We start from the raw sequence: 14,759 nt of genomic DNA on the forward strand, positions 1-14,759 counted from the left end.
TTCCCCCGCACGCCGCGGCCGCACCGACGACGAGGAGACGCCGATGCCCCCAGGCATCACGACGCTTGCCGCAGACGCCCCTGAGCTGTCTGCCGCCAACACCGGGTTCATGCTCATCTGCTCGGCCCTGGTGATGCTCATGACCCCCGGCCTGGCCTTCTTCTACGGAGGCATGGTCCGCGTCAAGAGCACCCTGAACATGCTGATGATGAGCTTCATCAGCCTCGGGATCGTCACGATCCTGTGGGTGCTCTACGGATTCAGCCTCGCCTTCGGCTCCGACATCGGTTCGGTCATCGGCTGGAGCGGCGACTACGTCGGCCTCAGCGGGATCGGCATCACCGAACTCTGGGACGGCACCACCATCCCGGTGTACGTCTTCGCCGCCTTCCAGCTGATGTTCGCGATCCTCACCCCGGCCCTGATCAGCGGTGCGCTCGCCGACCGCGTGAAGTTCACCGCCTGGGCGCTGTTCATCGTCCTGTGGGTCACCATCGTCTACTTCCCCGTCGCCCACTGGGTCTGGGGCTCGGGCGGCTGGCTCTTCGACATGGGCGTCATCGACTTCGCCGGCGGTACGGCCGTCCACATCAACGCGGGCGCCGCGGCCCTCGGCGTCATCTTCGTCATCGGCAAGCGCATCGGCTTCAAGAAGGACCCGATGCGGCCGCACAGCCTGCCGCTCGTCATGCTCGGCGCGGCCCTCCTGTGGTTCGGCTGGTTCGGCTTCAACGCCGGATCCTGGCTCGGCAACGACGACGGCGTCGGCGCGGTCATGTTCCTGAACACCCAGGTCGCCACCGCCGCCGCGGTCCTCGGCTGGCTCGTCTACGAGAAGCTGCGGCACGGCTCCTTCACCACCCTCGGCGCCGCCTCCGGCGCGGTCTCCGGCCTGGTCGCCATCACCCCCGCGGGTGGTTCCGTCTCCCCGCTCGGCGCGATCGCGGTCGGCGCCATCGCCGGTGTCCTGTGCGCCATGGCGGTCGGCCTGAAGTACAAGTTCGGCTACGACGACTCCCTCGACGTCGTCGGCGTCCACCTCGTCGGCGGCATCATCGGCTCCCTCCTCGTCGGCTTCTTCGCCACCGGCGGTGTCCAGTCCGACGCCAAGGGCCTCTTCTACGGCGGCGGTGTCGACCAGCTCGGCAAGCAGGTCGTCGGCGTCGTCGCGGTCCTCGCGTACTCTCTGGTCGTCTCCGGCCTCATCGCCCTCCTGCTCCACAAGACCATCGGGATGCGGGTCTCCGAGGACGACGAGATCTCCGGCATCGACCAGGTCGAGCACGCCGAGACGGCCTACGACTTCAGCGGCACCGGCGGCGGCTCGGTCTCCCGCACCACCGCCCCCGCGGCGGACCCGACGGCAGCACCGAAGGCAAAGAAGGTGGACGCATGAAGCTCATCACCGCAGTCGTGAAGCCCCACCGGCTGGACGAGATCAAGGAGGCCCTCCAGGCCTTCGGCGTCCAGGGGCTCACCGTCACCGAGGCCAGCGGTTACGGGCGGCAGCGCGGCCACACCGAGGTCTACCGGGGCGCCGAGTACACCGTCGACCTGGTGCCCAAGATCCGCATCGAGGTCCTCGTCGAGGACGAGGACGCCGAACAGCTCATCGAGGTCGTCGTCAAGGCCGCCCGTACCGGCAAGATCGGAGACGGCAAGGTCTGGAGCGTCCCGGTCGACACCGCCGTCCGCGTACGGACCGGCGAGCGCGGCCCGGACGCCCTCTGACCGACGGCCCGCAAACGGAAGGCAGCTGGGTGACGAGTACCGAAGTGACCACCGAAACCGAAGGCTCGGGACCCAGCGGCTACGCGGCGGCCCGGCTGCGCCTCCTCCAGCAGGAGGCGCGGTCCGGGCCGCCGCGCCGTGCGGCCCTCGCCCGCCTCACCGACGACTGGCTCACCGGCCTGTTCACCGCCGCCGCGACCCGCGCCCACGTGCGCGGCGCCGCCCTCGTCGCCGTCGGCGGCTACGGCCGCGGCGAACTCTCCCCGCGCAGCGACCTCGACCTGCTGCTCCTGCACGACGGCAGCGCCGACGCGGCGGCCCTCGCCGCCCTCGCCGACGCGATCTGGTATCCGGTCTGGGACCTGGGCCTGGCCCTCGACCACTCCGTACGCACCCCCGGCGAGGCAAGGAAGACGGCGGGCGAGGACCTCAAGGTCCAGCTCGGCCTGCTGGACGCCCGCCCGGTCGCCGGCGACCTCGGTCTCGTCGCCTCCCTGCGCACCGCGATCCTCGCCGACTGGCGCAACCAGGCCCCCAAACGCCTCCCCGCCCTCCACGAGCTCTGCCAGGAGCGCGCGGAGCGGGCGGGCGAGCTCCAGTTCCTCCTGGAACCCGACCTCAAGGAGGCCCGCGGCGGCCTCCGGGACGCCACCGCCCTGCGCGCGGTCGCCGCCTCCTGGGTCGCCGACGCGCCCCGCGAAGGACTCGCCGAGGCCCGCCGCACCCTCCTCGACGCCCGCGACGCCCTCCACCTCACCACCGGGCGCGCCACCGACCGGCTCGCCCTCCAGGAACAGGACCAGGTCGCCGAGGCCCTCGGCCTGCTCGACGCCGACGTCCTGCTGCGCAAGGTCTACGAGGCCGCCCGCACCGTCTCGTACGCCACCGACGTCACCTGGCGCGAGGTCAACCGGGTCCTGCGCGCCCGCTCGGTCCGCCCGAAGCTCCGCGCCATGCTCAGCGGCGGCCTCGGCTCCAAGGCCGCCCCCGAACGCACCCCCCTCGCCGACGGCGTCGTCGACGCGGACGGCGAAGTGGTCCTCGCCCGCGCCGCCCGCCCCGAACGCGACCCGGTCCTCACCCTGCGCGCCGCCGCGGCCGCCGCCGAGGCCGGACTCCCGCTCTCCCGCCACCTCGTCCGCCACCTGGCGACCACCGCCCAGCCGCTGCCGGTCCCGTGGCCGCCGGAGGCCCGCGAGGAACTCGTCACGCTGCTCGGCGCCGGTGAGGCCACCGTCGGCGTCTGGGAGGCGCTCGAAGCGGAAGGGATCATCACCCGGCTGCTGCCCGACTGGGAACGCGTCCACTGCCGTCCCCAGCGCAACGCCGTCCACACCTGGACCGTCGACCGGCACCTGGTGGAGACCGCCGTCCGCGCCTCCGCCCTCACCCGCCGCGTCCACCGCCCCGACCTCCTCCTGGTCGCAGCCCTGCTCCACGACATCGGCAAGGGCTGGCCCGGCGACCACTCCGTGGCCGGCGAGGTCATCGCCCGCGACATGGCCGCCCGGATCGGCTTCGACAAGCACGACGTGGGCGTCATCGCCACCCTCGTACGCCACCATCTGCTGCTCGTCGACACCGCCACCCGGCGCGACCTCGACGACCCCGCCACCGTCCAGGCCGTCGCCGGGGCCGTCTCCAGCGCCTCCACCCTGGAGCTGCTGCACGCCCTCACCGAGGCCGACGCGCTCGCCACCGGGCCCGCCGCCTGGTCCGCCTGGCGCGCCTCCCTCGTCGCCGACCTGGTCAAACGGGTCGGAGCGGTGCTCGCCGGAGAGTTCCCCGACGAGCCCGACGACGCGGCCCCCAGCGCCGAGCACGAACGCCTCGCCATCGAGGCCCTGCGCACCGGCGAACCCGTCCTCGCCCTGCACACCCAGCCCGAGGAGCCCGCCGGGGACGGCGAGGTGGAACCCGTCGGCGTCGAACTCCTCATCGCCCTGCCCGACCGCCCGGGCGTGCTGCCCGCCGCCGCCGGGGTCCTCGCCCTGCACCGCCTCACCGTGCGCGCCGCCGACCTGCGCGCGGTGGAGCTGCCGAACGAGCTGGGGGAGCGGGCGGACCTGCTGCTGCTCAGCTGGCGGGTCGCCGCCGAGTACGGCTCCCTCCCGCAGGCCGCCCGGCTCCGCGCCGACCTCGTACGCGCCCTGGACGGCTCCCTGGACATCCGGGCCCGGCTCGCCGAGCGCGAGGCCGCCTATCCGCGCCGGCGCGGGGTGAAGGCCCCGCCGCCCCGGGTCACCGTGGCCGCCGCGGGCTCCCGCCGGGCCACCGTCATCGAGGTCCGCGCCCAGGACGCCCCGGGCCTGCTGCACCGGATCGGCCGGGCCCTGGAAGGCAGTGCGGTACGGGTGCGGAGCGCCCATGTCTCCACCCTCGGCGCCAACGCCGTGGACGCCTTCTACGTCACCGGCACCGACGGCGAACCCCTGTTCCCGGACCGGGCCGCCGAGGTCGCCCGGGAGGTCGAGAAGGCCCTCGGCTGACGTGCCGGACGCTTTTCGAAGCCCTCGCCCGGCACCGGATCCGGGCGAGGGCTTGGTGTTCTCCGGGGGACGGATACCCTGGAGGGCGATTGACCTGCCCCGCCCCCGACCCTGAGGACCGACGAGCGCCGTGTTCGATACTCTCTCCGACCGCCTTAGCGCGACTTTCAAGAACCTCAGGGGCAAGGGCCGCTTGTCCGAGGCGGACATCGACGCCACGGCACGCGAGATCCGTATCGCCCTGCTGGAAGCCGACGTCGCCCTGCCCGTGGTCCGGGCCTTCATCGCCAACGTGAAGGAGCGGGCGCGCGGCGTCGAGGTCTCCCAGGCGCTGAACCCCGCCCAGCAGGTCGTCAAGATCGTCAACGAGGAGCTCGTCGCCATCCTCGGCGGCGAGACCCGGCGGCTGCGGTTCGCCAAGACCGCACCCACCGTGATCATGCTCGCCGGCCTCCAGGGCGCCGGTAAGACGACGCTCGCCGGAAAGCTCGGCCTCTGGCTCAAGGGCCAGGGCCACTCCCCGCTGCTCGTCGCCTGTGACCTCCAGCGCCCCAACGCCGTCAACCAGCTGAGCGTCGTCGCCGAGCGCGCCGCCGTCGCGGTGTACGCCCCCGAGCCGGGCAACGGCGTCGGCGACCCGGTCCAGGTCGCCAAGGACTCCATCGAGTTCGCCAAGGCCAAGGTCCACGACATCGTCATCGTCGACACCGCCGGCCGCCTCGGCATCGACCAGGAGCTGATGCAGCAGGCCGCGGACATCCGCGACGCCGTCAGCCCCGACGAGATCCTCTTCGTCGTCGACGCGATGATCGGTCAGGACGCGGTCAACACCGCCGAGGCCTTCCGCGACGGCGTCGGCTTCGACGGCGTGGTCCTCTCCAAGCTCGACGGCGACGCCCGCGGTGGTGCGGCCCTGTCGATCGCCCATGTCACGGGCAAGCAGGTCATGTTCGCGTCGAACGGCGAGAAGCTGGAGGACTTCGACGCGTTCCACCCGGACCGGATGGCCTCCCGCATCCTCGACATGGGTGACCTGCTCACCCTGATCGAGCAGGCGGAGAAGACGTTCAGCCAGGAAGAGGCCGCCAAAATGGCCTCGAAGCTGCAGTCGAGCAAGGGTGGGAAGGACTTCACCCTCGACGACTTCCTGGCGCAGATGGAGCAGGTCCGCAAGATGGGCTCCATCTCCAAGCTGCTCGGGATGCTGCCCGGCATGGGGCAGATCAAGGACCAGATCAACAACATCGACGAGCGCGACATCGACCGCACCGCCGCGATCATCAAGTCGATGACCCCCAAGGAGCGCGCCGAGCCGACGCTCATCAACGGCTCGCGCCGGGCCCGTATCGCCAAGGGCTCGGGCGTCGAGGTCTCCGCGGTCAAGAGCCTGGTGGAGCGCTTCTTCGAGGCCCGCAAGATGATGTCGAAGATGGCCCAGGGCGGCGGCATGCCCGGGATGCCTGGGATGCCGGGCATGGGCGGCGGTCCCGGCCGGCAGAAGAAGCAGGTCAAGCAGGCCAAGGGCAAGCGCAAGAGCGGCAACCCCATGAAGCGCAAGGCCGAGGAGGCAGCCGCCGCGGAGCGCCGCGAGCAGGCGGCCCAGAGCGGCGGCGCGTTCGGTCTGCCCGCCCAGGACGACAAGAACTTCGAGCTGCCGGACGAGTTCAAGAAGTTCATGTAAGCGGCACGGCATGAGACATGCGTAAGGGGCGCCCTCTCTCAAGGGCGCCCCTTACGTGTGTCCGGCGGACGTACGCGCTCAGGTCACGCAGACCAGATAGCGGAAGACGTTCGGCATCCACACCGTGCCGTCCTGCCGCCGGTGCGGATGCAGGGCCTCGGCGACCTCCTTCTCCACCTGGGAGCGGTCCGTGGCCCGTACGGCGGCGTCGAAGAGCCCGGTGGACAGCAGTCCGCGCACCGCGCTGTTCACGTCCGCGTACCCGAACGGGCAGGACACCCGCCCCGAACCGTCCGGCTTCAGCCCGGCCCGCGCCGCCACGTCCTCCAGATCGTCCCGGAGCGTGGGCCGCCACCTGCCGGGCTCGGTGCGCGGCGGACGCGCCGACTCCGCCAGCCGCGCGGCCACCCGCAGCACCGCCGCCGTGGCGCAGCGCTCCGGCGGACCCCAGCCGGTCAGCACCACCGAGGCGCCCCGGACGGCCAGCGGCACGGCCGACCGCAGCGCCGGCACCAGCCCCTCGGAGTCCCCGGCCGCGCAGCCGATCGGCTCGAAGACCGTGATCAGGTTGTACGGAGCGCCGTCCGCGCCGGCGGGCGCGGGCCGCCCGTCCTCCAGCAGCCGGGCCCGACGGCGGGCCGGATGCGGGGAGTGCGCGGGCGCGTCGTCCCAGCCGTCGTCCGGCAGCAGCCGCGCGCGGGCCAGCGCCAGGCGCTCCCGGTCGGAGTCCACACCCGTGACATGCGCACCCCGGGCCGCCGCGACGAGCATCGCGAGGCCCGAGCCGCAGCCGAGGGACAGCATCCGGGTGGCGGCCCCGACTTCCATCCGGTCGTACACCGCCTCGTACAGCGGCGCGAGCATGCGTTCCTGGATCTCGGCCCAGTCGCGTGCGCGGGTACCGGCGTCCGCCGGCGCGGAGGCGTCCGCGGCCGGCTGGTTCCGGACGAGCGTTGGTGTCATGGAAAGTGCCCCAATCCGCCAAGAGGTCGGTCGTGCCCGAGTGGACTCCCCCGTGTGCGTATGTTCCGCACCCCCGTAGCCAGAGAACTGCGCATCCGCCGTTCCGTCCAGGGGGTGTGGGGCAGTGCTTGCGTGCACCGTTCGTGCGCCCCGTCCCGCGTCTGCTCTCCGACCAGTCTTACCCGACACCCCGCGCCGGGCACGTCGAGCGGCGGGGCGGGTAGTCTCTCGGGCGGATTCGTCAGGACCGCGGGCCGCCCGCGCACCTCACATCCGAAGCGCCCGGCGCACCGCGCGCTGTGCACCACCTTGGTGCGAGCTGTGCGCCTTCTCCGCAGTTCTGCGTACCCGCCCTCGTCCGGACGCATCAACGGCAACTGACTGGTACGTGCAAATTATTTGGGATGCCCCGGAATAGGAACACCGGAGCACTCGGGCTCGTTATCACGACGTGAGCACGACACCACCTGTACTTGCCGCAGAGCTGGCACAGGCGTGGGCCGACATTCAGCGGTACCACCCCGAGCTGCCCGATCTTGCCGCGCCCGAGTCCCTGATCGGAGAGTCCTCGTCCGCCTGTGGCGCCGAGCTCTCCTTCGAGCGACTGCTCCATGAGGCAGTCCACGGCATCGCCGCCGCGAGAGGAGTCCGAGACACCTCCCGCGCCGGCCGCTACCACAACCGACGTTTCCTCGCGATCGCCGAGGAGCTGGGCCTCGATCATGCCGAGGAGCCCCACCCCAGCAGCGGATTCTCGCTGGTCACGCTGAATCCGGAAGCCAAGCGCCGGTACCGTCCGACCACCGAACGGCTGCAGCGCGCCCTCAAGGCGCACACCGTCGCCACCGCCGCCGACACCAAACGCTCCTTCCGCGGACCTGCCGCCCGGCACGGTTCCTCCGGGGGCGGTGTGCGGGTCAAGGCCGTCTGCGACTGCGGACGCAACGTCCGCGTCGTCCCGTCGGTCCTGGCGCAGGCGCCGATCGTCTGCGGCGGCTGCGGCAAGCCGTTCCGGATCCCGGAAGCGGCGGTCGCGGTGGGGTGAGCCGATGTGGTGTGGCACAATGGCTAGCTGTACTCGACAGTCGCACAGGACCCCTCTCTCCTCCGGCTGACGCGTCCATCGGGCACTCCGAGTACCGCAACCCCACGTGGCATCTAGTTGTGCCCAACCACGTCATAGACCAGGAGACACCACTTCCGTGGCAGTCAAGATCAAGCTGAAGCGTCTGGGCAAGATCCGTTCGCCTCACTACCGCATCGTCGTCGCCGACTCCCGTACCCGCCGTGACGGCCGGGCCATCGAGGAGATCGGCCTGTACCACCCGGTGCAGAACCCCTCGCGCATCGAGGTCAACTCGGAGCGTGCGCAGTACTGGCTGTCCGTCGGCGCCCAGCCGACCGAGCCGGTCCTCGCGATCCTGAAGCTCACCGGTGACTGGCAGGCCCACAAGGGCCTCCCGGCCCCCGCGCCGCTGCTGCAGCCGGAGCCCAAGGCTGACAAGCGCGCGCTGTTCGAGGCGCTGTCCGCGGACGGCGACGAGGCCAAGGGTGAGGCCATCACCCCCAAGGCCAAGAAGTCCGACAAGAAGGCGGACGAGGCGGCCGAGGCCCCCGCGTCCACCGAGTCGACCGAGGCCTGAGCATGCTCGAGGAGGCTCTCGAGCACCTCGTGAAGGGCATCGTCGACAACCCCGACGACGTGCAGGTTGCCGAGCGCACCCTGCGTCGCGGGCGCGTGCTGGAGGTCCGGGTCCACCCCGACGACCTCGGCAAGGTGATCGGCCGCAACGGTCGCACCGCTCGCGCTCTGCGTACGGTCGTGGGTGCCATCGGCGGCCGCGGTATCCGTGTCGACCTCGTCGATGTGGACCAGGTTCGCTGATCAGCGAGTTGAACACCGGCCAGGGCCGGGGAGGGCCTTCGGGCCGTCCCCGGCCTTTGTCGTCGGCCACCCGGACGTCTCCTCCTCCACGTCCGCACCCCATCAATCGGAGAACAGCGTGCAGTTGGTAGTCGCGCGGATCGGCCGCGCCCACGGCATCAAGGGCGAGGTCACCGTCGAGGTACGAACGGACGAGCCGGAGCTGCGGCTCGGACCCGGCGCCGTCCTGGCCACCGAACCGGCGGAGACGGGTCCGCTGACGATCGAGACCGGCCGGGTCCACAGCGGCAGGCTCCTGCTGCGCTTCGAGGGCGTACGCGACCGCTCCGCCGCCGAGGCGCTGCGCAACACCCTGCTGATCGCCGAGGTGGACCCGGAGGAACTGCCCGAGGAAGAGGACGAGTTCTACGACCACCAGCTGATCGACCTCGACGTGGTGCTGGCCGACGGTACCGAGATCGGCCGGATCACCGAGATCTCGCACCTGCCCTCGCAGGACCTGTTCATCGTGGAGCGCCCCGACGGCAGCGAGGTGATGATCCCCTTCGTGGAGGAGATCGTCACCGAGATCGACCTGGAGGAGCAGCGCGCGGTCATCACCCCGCCGCCCGGTCTGATCGACGAGAGCGAGGCCGTGGTCGCTTCCTCCCGCGACGAGGAGACCGGTGAGGCGGCCCCCGGGGACGCGGACGAGGCGCCGAAGGGCGACGCCTGATGCGGCTCGACGTCGTCACGATCTTCCCGGAGTACCTGGAACCGCTGAACGTCTCCCTGGTCGGCAAGGCCCGCGCCCGCGGCGTCCTGGACGTCCACGTCCACGACCTGCGGGAGTGGACGTACGACCGGCACAACACGGTCGACGACACCCCCTACGGCGGCGGCCCCGGCATGGTCATGAAGACCGAACCCTGGGGCGAGGCGCTGGACGAGGCCCTGGCCGACGGCTACGAGGCCGGGGCGCACTCCCCGGTGCTCGTCGTGCCCACGCCCAGCGGCCGCCCGTTCACCCAGGAACTGGCCGTCGAACTCTCCGCCGCACCCTGGCTGGTCTTCACCCCGGCGCGGTACGAGGGCATCGACCGCCGGGTGATCGACGAGTACGCCACCCGGCTGCGGGTCGTCGAGGTCTCCATCGGGGACTACGTACTGGCCGGCGGGGAAGCGGCCGTCCTGGTGATCACGGAGGCCGTGGCCCGGCTGCTGCCCGGCGTCCTCGGCAACGCCGAGTCCCACCGGGACGACTCCTTCGCGCCCGGCGCGATGGCGAACCTCCTGGAAGGACCCGTCTACACCAAGCCGCCCGAGTGGCGCGGCCGGTCCATCCCTGACGTGCTGCTCAGCGGCCACCACGGAAAGATCGCGCGCTGGCGGCGGGACCAGGCCTTCGCCCGGACCGCCCTCAACCGGCCCGATCTGATCGAGCGGTGCGAGGCGAGCGCCTTCGACAAGAAGGACCGCGAGATCCTCTCCATCCTGGGCTTCGCACCGGAGCCCGGCGGCCGATTTTGGCGCAGGCCCACCGCCGTGGAAGAATAGGCCGCTGCTGTACGTCCGGTGTGCGCCCCTGCCACAGGGGGAAAGACGCCCGCCCGACGCGATCAGCACTCCGAACTCCTCTCGATATCCCGTCGATGACCTGTGGCATCGGCGAAGAAAGCAGAAACCATGGCTTCCCTGCTCGATGACGTCAATGCCGCGACCCTGCGGTCGGACGTCCCGGCGTTCCGCCCCGGTGACACCGTCAACGTCCACGTGCGCGTGATCGAGGGCAACCGCTCCCGTATCCAGCAGTTCAAGGGTGTTGTCATCCGCCGCCAGGGCGCGGGCGTCAGCGAGACCTTCACGGTCCGCAAGGTCTCCTTCAGCGTCGGCGTCGAGCGCACCTTCCCGGTGCACAGCCCGATCTTCGAGAAGATCGAGCTCGTCACCCGCGGTGACGTCCGTCGCGCCAAGCTGTACTTCCTCCGTGAGCTGCGCGGCAAGGCCGCGAAGATCAAGGAGAAGCGCGACAACTGAGCTGCTTCCCGCGTTCACAGCGCGGCCGGATAAGCTTCGGCCGCGATGGACACGCAAGCACAGCACTCGGAGCGCGACCGCTCCTCGGAACCCGATGCGGGGTCCGGGGAGAGGTCGCGCTTTTCGCGTACGCGGGACCGCGTCGCCTCCGTACTGACCTGGCGGCGGGTGCTGACCGGGGCGGTCCTGGCCACCGTCGCCCTGCTGCTGTTCAGCTCCTACGTGGTCCAGCCCTTCCTGATCCCGAGCCGCTCGATGGAGCCCACGCTGCAGGTCGGGGACCGGGTCCTCGTCAACAAGCTGGCGTACCGTTTCGGCGCCGAGCCCGAGCGCGGCGACGTGGTGGTCTTCGACGGCACCGGCTCGTTCGTACGGGAGGACCTCGACGCGAACCCGCTGACCGGACTGGTGCGCGGAGCGGCGGCCTCCCTGGGGCTCGTGGAGCCCGCCGACACCGACTTCGTGAAGCGGGTGGTGGGCGTGGGCGGCGACCGCGTCGTGTGCTGCGACGCGAAGGGGAGGCTCGCGGTCAACGGCACCGTGGTGGACGAGCCGTATCTGTACCCCGGTGACACCGCCTCCCGGGCGCCCTTCGACATCGTGGTGTCGGCCGGCAGCCTGTGGATGATGGGCGACCACCGCAGTCGCTCCAGCGACTCCCGGGACCATCTCGGCTCGCCCGGCGGCGGGATGGTCCCCGTCGAGCGGGTGACCGGCCGGGTGGACTGGCTGGGCTGGCCGCCGGCCCGTACGGGCTCGTTGGAGGGGACCGGCGCCTTCGGCGGCGTACGGGCGCCCGGCGGGGCGCATGGGTAACCGCGGACGTCCGCGCGGCGCCCCCGACCCCGACGCGTCCCTGCCGACCGGGACCAGGCCCACCGGGCCGCGCTCGCTGCCCACCCGGGCGGAGCGCCGCAAGCTCGCCAAGAAGGTCCGGCGCAAGCGCCGCAGGTCCGCGATGCGGGAGATACCCGTCCTCGTCGTCGTGGCGCTGCTGATCGCGCTCGTCCTGAAGACCTTCCTGGTCCAGGCGTTCGTCATCCCGTCCGGGTCGATGGAGCAGACCATCCGGATCGGCGACCGGGTGCTCGTGGACAAGCTGACCCCGTGGTTCGGATCGAAGCCGGAGCGCGGCGACGTCGTGGTGTTCAAGGACCCCGGCGGCTGGCTCCAGCAGGAGAACCCCGGAGAGAAGAAGGACCCGCCGATCGGCGTCAAGCAGGCCACCGAGCTGCTGACCTTCATCGGTCTGCTGCCGTCCGACGACGAGCAGGACCTGATCAAGCGGGTCATCGCGGTCGGCGGCGACACCGTGAAGTGCTGCGGCGAGGACGGCCGGATCACCGTCAACGGCGTACCGCTGGCCGAGACGTACCTCCACCCCGACGACCGGCCCTCGACCATCTCGTTCGAGGTGAAGGTCCCCGAGGGCAGGCTGTTCGTGATGGGCGATCACCGGTCCGACTCCGCCGACTCCCGCTTCCACCTCGACGAACCCGACCGGGGCACGGTCTCCGAGAAGGAGGTGGTGGGGCGGGCCGTCGTGATCGCCTGGCCGTTCGGCCACTGGAGCACCCTGGAAGAACGCGACACCTTCACCGCGGTCCCGGACGCGCGCGCATCGGAGGCCGCGGTTCCGGCACCGTCGAATAGTGTGGCACCTCCGGATCGCGATGGAATGGTCCGGCTCCCGACCCCTGCGGAACTCCCGCTCGTTATGGGAGTGGTGGGCCTGCGTCCGATGGGGCGCGGGCAGTGGCACGTACTGAGGAGTGGATGTGGGGGATTTGGCGGTCGGCGCACGATCCGGACACGACGAACCCGAGGACCGGCCGGAGCGCGACGAGTCTCCCGCGGGCGGGGCGGCGGTCCCGCCGGACGGTGAGGGCGGCGGCCCCGGCGACGACGGCGACAACCCGGGCGGCCGTGGCAGTCGTCCCAAGAAGCAGCGTTCCTTCTGGGTGGAGCTGCCGCTGCTCGTCGGCATCGCCCTGGTCCTGGCGCTGCTGATCAAGACGTTCCTGGTCCAGGCGTTCTCGATCCCCTCGGACTCCATGCAGAACACGCTGCAGCGGGGCGACCGGGTGCTGGTCGACAAGCTGACCCCGTGGTTCGGCTCCGAGCCGGAGCGCGGCGAGGTCGTGGTCTTCCACGATCCGGGCGGCTGGCTGGAGGACACCGCGACCCCGGAGCCCAACGCGGTGCAGAAGTTCCTGAGCTTCATCGGCCTGATGCCGTCCTCCGAGGAGAAGGACCTGATCAAGCGGGTCATCGCGGTCGGCGGCGACACCGTGGAGTGCAAGGAGAACGGGCCGGTCATGGTCAACGGGAAGAGCCTGGACGAGAAGTCGTTCATCTTCCCGGGGAACACCCCGTGCAACGACAAGCCCTTCGGCCCGATCAAGGTGCCGGACGGCCGGATCTTCGTCATGGGCGACCACCGGCAGAATTCCCTGGACTCGCGCTACCACCAGGAGCTCCCCGGAGAGGGCACGGTCTCCACGGACGAGGTCGTCGGCCGCGCCGTCGTCGTCGCCTGGCCGCTGGGCCGCTGGGCGACCCTCCCGGTCCCGGACACCTTCGACCAGCCCGGTCTGAACGCGGCCGCGGCGATGGCCCCGGCGGCACTGGGCGTAGCCGGAGCGGTGCCCCTCGTGTTGTGGCGCCGCCGGAGGCTGACCGCCGGGCGTACCGCCGGGTAGGGTGCCGCTCGGATCAGCGATTGTCGATCTCCGACGGGGGAGCGCTGGGATGAGCGGTACAGGACGCAAGGACGACGGCCGCGGCCGGCTCGGCGCCATGATGTCGGGCTTGGCCGTGGCCGTCGGCTGTGTGCTCTTCCTCGGCGGTTTCGTCTGGGCGGCGGTGGTCTACCAGCCGTACACCATCCCGACCGACTCCATGGCGCCGACGGTGAAGCCCGGCGACCGGGTGCTCGCCGAGCGGATAGACGGCGCCGACGTCCGGCGCGGTGACGTGGTGGTCTTCACCGATGAGGTCTGGGGCGCCACGGCGATGGTGAAGCGCGTCGTCGGGGTCGGCGGCGACGAGGTGGCCTGCTGCGACAAGGAAGGGCGGCTCACCGTCAACGGAACCCCCGTCGACGAGCCGTACCTCGACCGGGACCCGGCGGCTCCGGGCGCGGCGGCCCCCGCCTCGCCCCAGGACTTCTCCGCCACCGTGCCCAAGGGCCAGATCTTCCTGCTCGGCGACGAACGGGCCACCTCCCTGGACTCCCGGGTCCACCTCCAGGACCCGGGCGAGGGCTCCGTACCGCTGAGCGCCGTACAGGCCCGGGTGGACGCGGTGGCCTGGCCGATGAACGGCATGATCAGCCGGCCCTCCTCGTTCGCCGCGCTGCCCGGCGGGGTGTCCGCCGCGGGGCCGCTGCGGCTCCAGCTGGGCGCGATCCTGGTGGGAGTGGTCCTGATCCTCGGCGGCGCGGTGTACGGGCCCGTGGCGGGGCGCCTGGCCCGCCGGAGGACGGCCGCCGGAGGGGCCCGGTGACCTCGGAGACCCGCAGGGTCGCCCGAGTGGTCCTGCTGGACCCCGACGACCGCGTACTGCTGCTGCACGGCCATGAGCCGGACGACCCGGCCGACACCTGGTGGTTCACCCCGGGAGGCGGTCTGGAGGGCGATGAGACCCGGGAGCAGGCGGCCCGCCGCGAGCTCGCCGAGGAGACCGGCATCACGGACATCGAGCTGGGCCCGCTGCTCTGGACCCGGATCTGTTCCTTCCCGTTCGACGGGCGGCGCTGGGACCAGGACGAGTGGTACTACCTGGCCCGTACGACACAGACGGCCACCGCCCCGCAGGGCCTCACCGACCTGGAACTGCGCAGCGTCGCCGGTCTGAGGTGGTGGACTTCCGCCGAACTGCTCGCGACGCGTGAGACGGTGTACCCGACCAGACTCGCCGAGCTGCTGCGCACGCTTCTCGACGAGGGTCCCCCGCGTGATCCGTTGGTTCTGGCCCCCGAAATCGTCTAATC

Annotated in this window: 16 protein-coding genes; 15 read left to right on the plus strand and 1 reads right to left on the minus strand. The window is 71.4% G+C overall.

Annotated features, from left to right (window positions below):
- The first annotated feature begins 43 nt into the window (after positions 1 to 43).
- The 4 genes from ACSMXR_RS27665 (at position 44) to ffh (ending at position 5,901) form a co-directional block, all read left to right on the plus strand.
- The gene (locus ACSMXR_RS27665; protein ID WP_137234476.1) at positions 44 to 1,396 is read left to right on the plus strand and encodes an ammonium transporter; all 1,353 of its coding nucleotides are present in this window, start codon (positions 44 to 46) and stop codon (positions 1,394 to 1,396) included.
- Positions 1,393 to 1,731, plus strand: coding sequence for a P-II family nitrogen regulator (locus tag ACSMXR_RS27670; RefSeq protein ID WP_006127894.1), 339 nt, complete (start codon positions 1,393 to 1,395; stop codon positions 1,729 to 1,731). The genes ACSMXR_RS27665 and ACSMXR_RS27670 overlap by 4 nt, the downstream gene beginning before the upstream one ends.
- 29 nt (positions 1,732 to 1,760) lie before the next feature.
- On the plus strand, positions 1,761 to 4,220 hold the full coding sequence (locus ACSMXR_RS27675; RefSeq protein ID WP_218524581.1) for a [protein-PII] uridylyltransferase: 2,460 nt from the start codon (positions 1,761 to 1,763) through the stop codon (positions 4,218 to 4,220).
- A gap of 130 nt (positions 4,221 to 4,350) precedes the next feature.
- Positions 4,351 to 5,901 (plus strand): signal recognition particle protein, encoded by a 1,551-nt coding sequence (gene ffh / locus ACSMXR_RS27680; RefSeq protein WP_473170147.1) that lies wholly within the window; start codon positions 4,351 to 4,353, stop codon positions 5,899 to 5,901.
- A gap of 78 nt (positions 5,902 to 5,979) precedes the next feature.
- On the opposite strand, the gene ACSMXR_RS27685 is transcribed toward ffh, so the two are convergent.
- Positions 5,980 to 6,864, minus strand: coding sequence for a methyltransferase domain-containing protein (locus ACSMXR_RS27685; RefSeq protein ID WP_218524580.1), 885 nt, complete (start codon positions 6,862 to 6,864; stop codon positions 5,980 to 5,982).
- 451 nt (positions 6,865 to 7,315) lie between these two features.
- On the opposite strand from ACSMXR_RS27685, the gene ACSMXR_RS27690 reads away from it, so the two are divergent.
- The 11 genes from ACSMXR_RS27690 (at position 7,316) to ACSMXR_RS27740 (ending at position 14,757) form a co-directional block, all read left to right on the plus strand.
- Entirely contained in the window at positions 7,316 to 7,909 is a 594-nt protein-coding gene (locus ACSMXR_RS27690; RefSeq protein ID WP_003965961.1) for a hypothetical protein, read from the plus strand.
- 157 nt (positions 7,910 to 8,066) lie between these two features.
- Positions 8,067 to 8,507, plus strand: coding sequence for a 30S ribosomal protein S16 (gene rpsP, locus ACSMXR_RS27695; protein WP_030085056.1), 441 nt, complete (start codon positions 8,067 to 8,069; stop codon positions 8,505 to 8,507).
- 2 nt (positions 8,508 to 8,509) lie between these two features.
- Positions 8,510 to 8,749 (plus strand): RNA-binding protein, encoded by a 240-nt coding sequence (locus tag ACSMXR_RS27700; protein ID WP_003965959.1) that lies wholly within the window; start codon positions 8,510 to 8,512, stop codon positions 8,747 to 8,749.
- Positions 8,750 to 8,867: 118 nt separating this feature from the next.
- A complete protein-coding gene (gene rimM, locus ACSMXR_RS27705; RefSeq protein WP_137234472.1) occupies positions 8,868 to 9,464 on the plus strand; it encodes a ribosome maturation factor RimM in 597 nt (198 codons plus the stop codon).
- Complete coding sequence (gene trmD, locus ACSMXR_RS27710) at positions 9,464 to 10,285, plus strand: tRNA (guanosine(37)-N1)-methyltransferase TrmD (RefSeq protein WP_103507125.1); 822 nt, start codon at positions 9,464 to 9,466, stop codon at positions 10,283 to 10,285. Before rimM ends, trmD begins: the two co-directional genes overlap by 1 nt.
- A gap of 129 nt (positions 10,286 to 10,414) precedes the next feature.
- Positions 10,415 to 10,765, plus strand: a complete 351-nt coding sequence (gene rplS / locus ACSMXR_RS27715) for a 50S ribosomal protein L19 (protein WP_006127901.1) — start codon at positions 10,415 to 10,417, stop codon at positions 10,763 to 10,765.
- Positions 10,766 to 10,810: 45 nt separating this feature from the next.
- Positions 10,811 to 11,581: a signal peptidase I gene (gene lepB / locus ACSMXR_RS27720; protein ID WP_473170148.1), complete on the plus strand. Its 771-nt coding sequence runs from the start codon at positions 10,811 to 10,813 to the stop codon at positions 11,579 to 11,581.
- Positions 11,574 to 12,650, plus strand: coding sequence for a signal peptidase I (gene lepB / locus ACSMXR_RS27725; protein ID WP_137234470.1), 1,077 nt, complete (start codon positions 11,574 to 11,576; stop codon positions 12,648 to 12,650). The genes lepB (ACSMXR_RS27720) and lepB (ACSMXR_RS27725) overlap by 8 nt, the downstream gene beginning before the upstream one ends.
- Positions 12,553 to 13,467: a signal peptidase I gene (gene lepB, locus ACSMXR_RS27730; RefSeq protein ID WP_137234509.1), complete on the plus strand. Its 915-nt coding sequence runs from the start codon at positions 12,553 to 12,555 to the stop codon at positions 13,465 to 13,467. The genes lepB (ACSMXR_RS27725) and lepB (ACSMXR_RS27730) overlap by 98 nt, the downstream gene beginning before the upstream one ends.
- Before the next feature lie 49 nt (positions 13,468 to 13,516).
- Positions 13,517 to 14,272 (plus strand): signal peptidase I, encoded by a 756-nt coding sequence (gene lepB / locus ACSMXR_RS27735; RefSeq protein WP_137234469.1) that lies wholly within the window; start codon positions 13,517 to 13,519, stop codon positions 14,270 to 14,272.
- Positions 14,269 to 14,757, plus strand: a complete 489-nt coding sequence (locus tag ACSMXR_RS27740; RefSeq protein ID WP_137234468.1) for an NUDIX hydrolase — start codon at positions 14,269 to 14,271, stop codon at positions 14,755 to 14,757. Before lepB (ACSMXR_RS27735) ends, ACSMXR_RS27740 begins: the two co-directional genes overlap by 4 nt.
- The last annotated feature ends 2 nt before the right edge of the window (positions 14,758 to 14,759 follow it).

Source organism: Streptomyces sp. DSM 106670 (genome assembly GCF_055792845.1).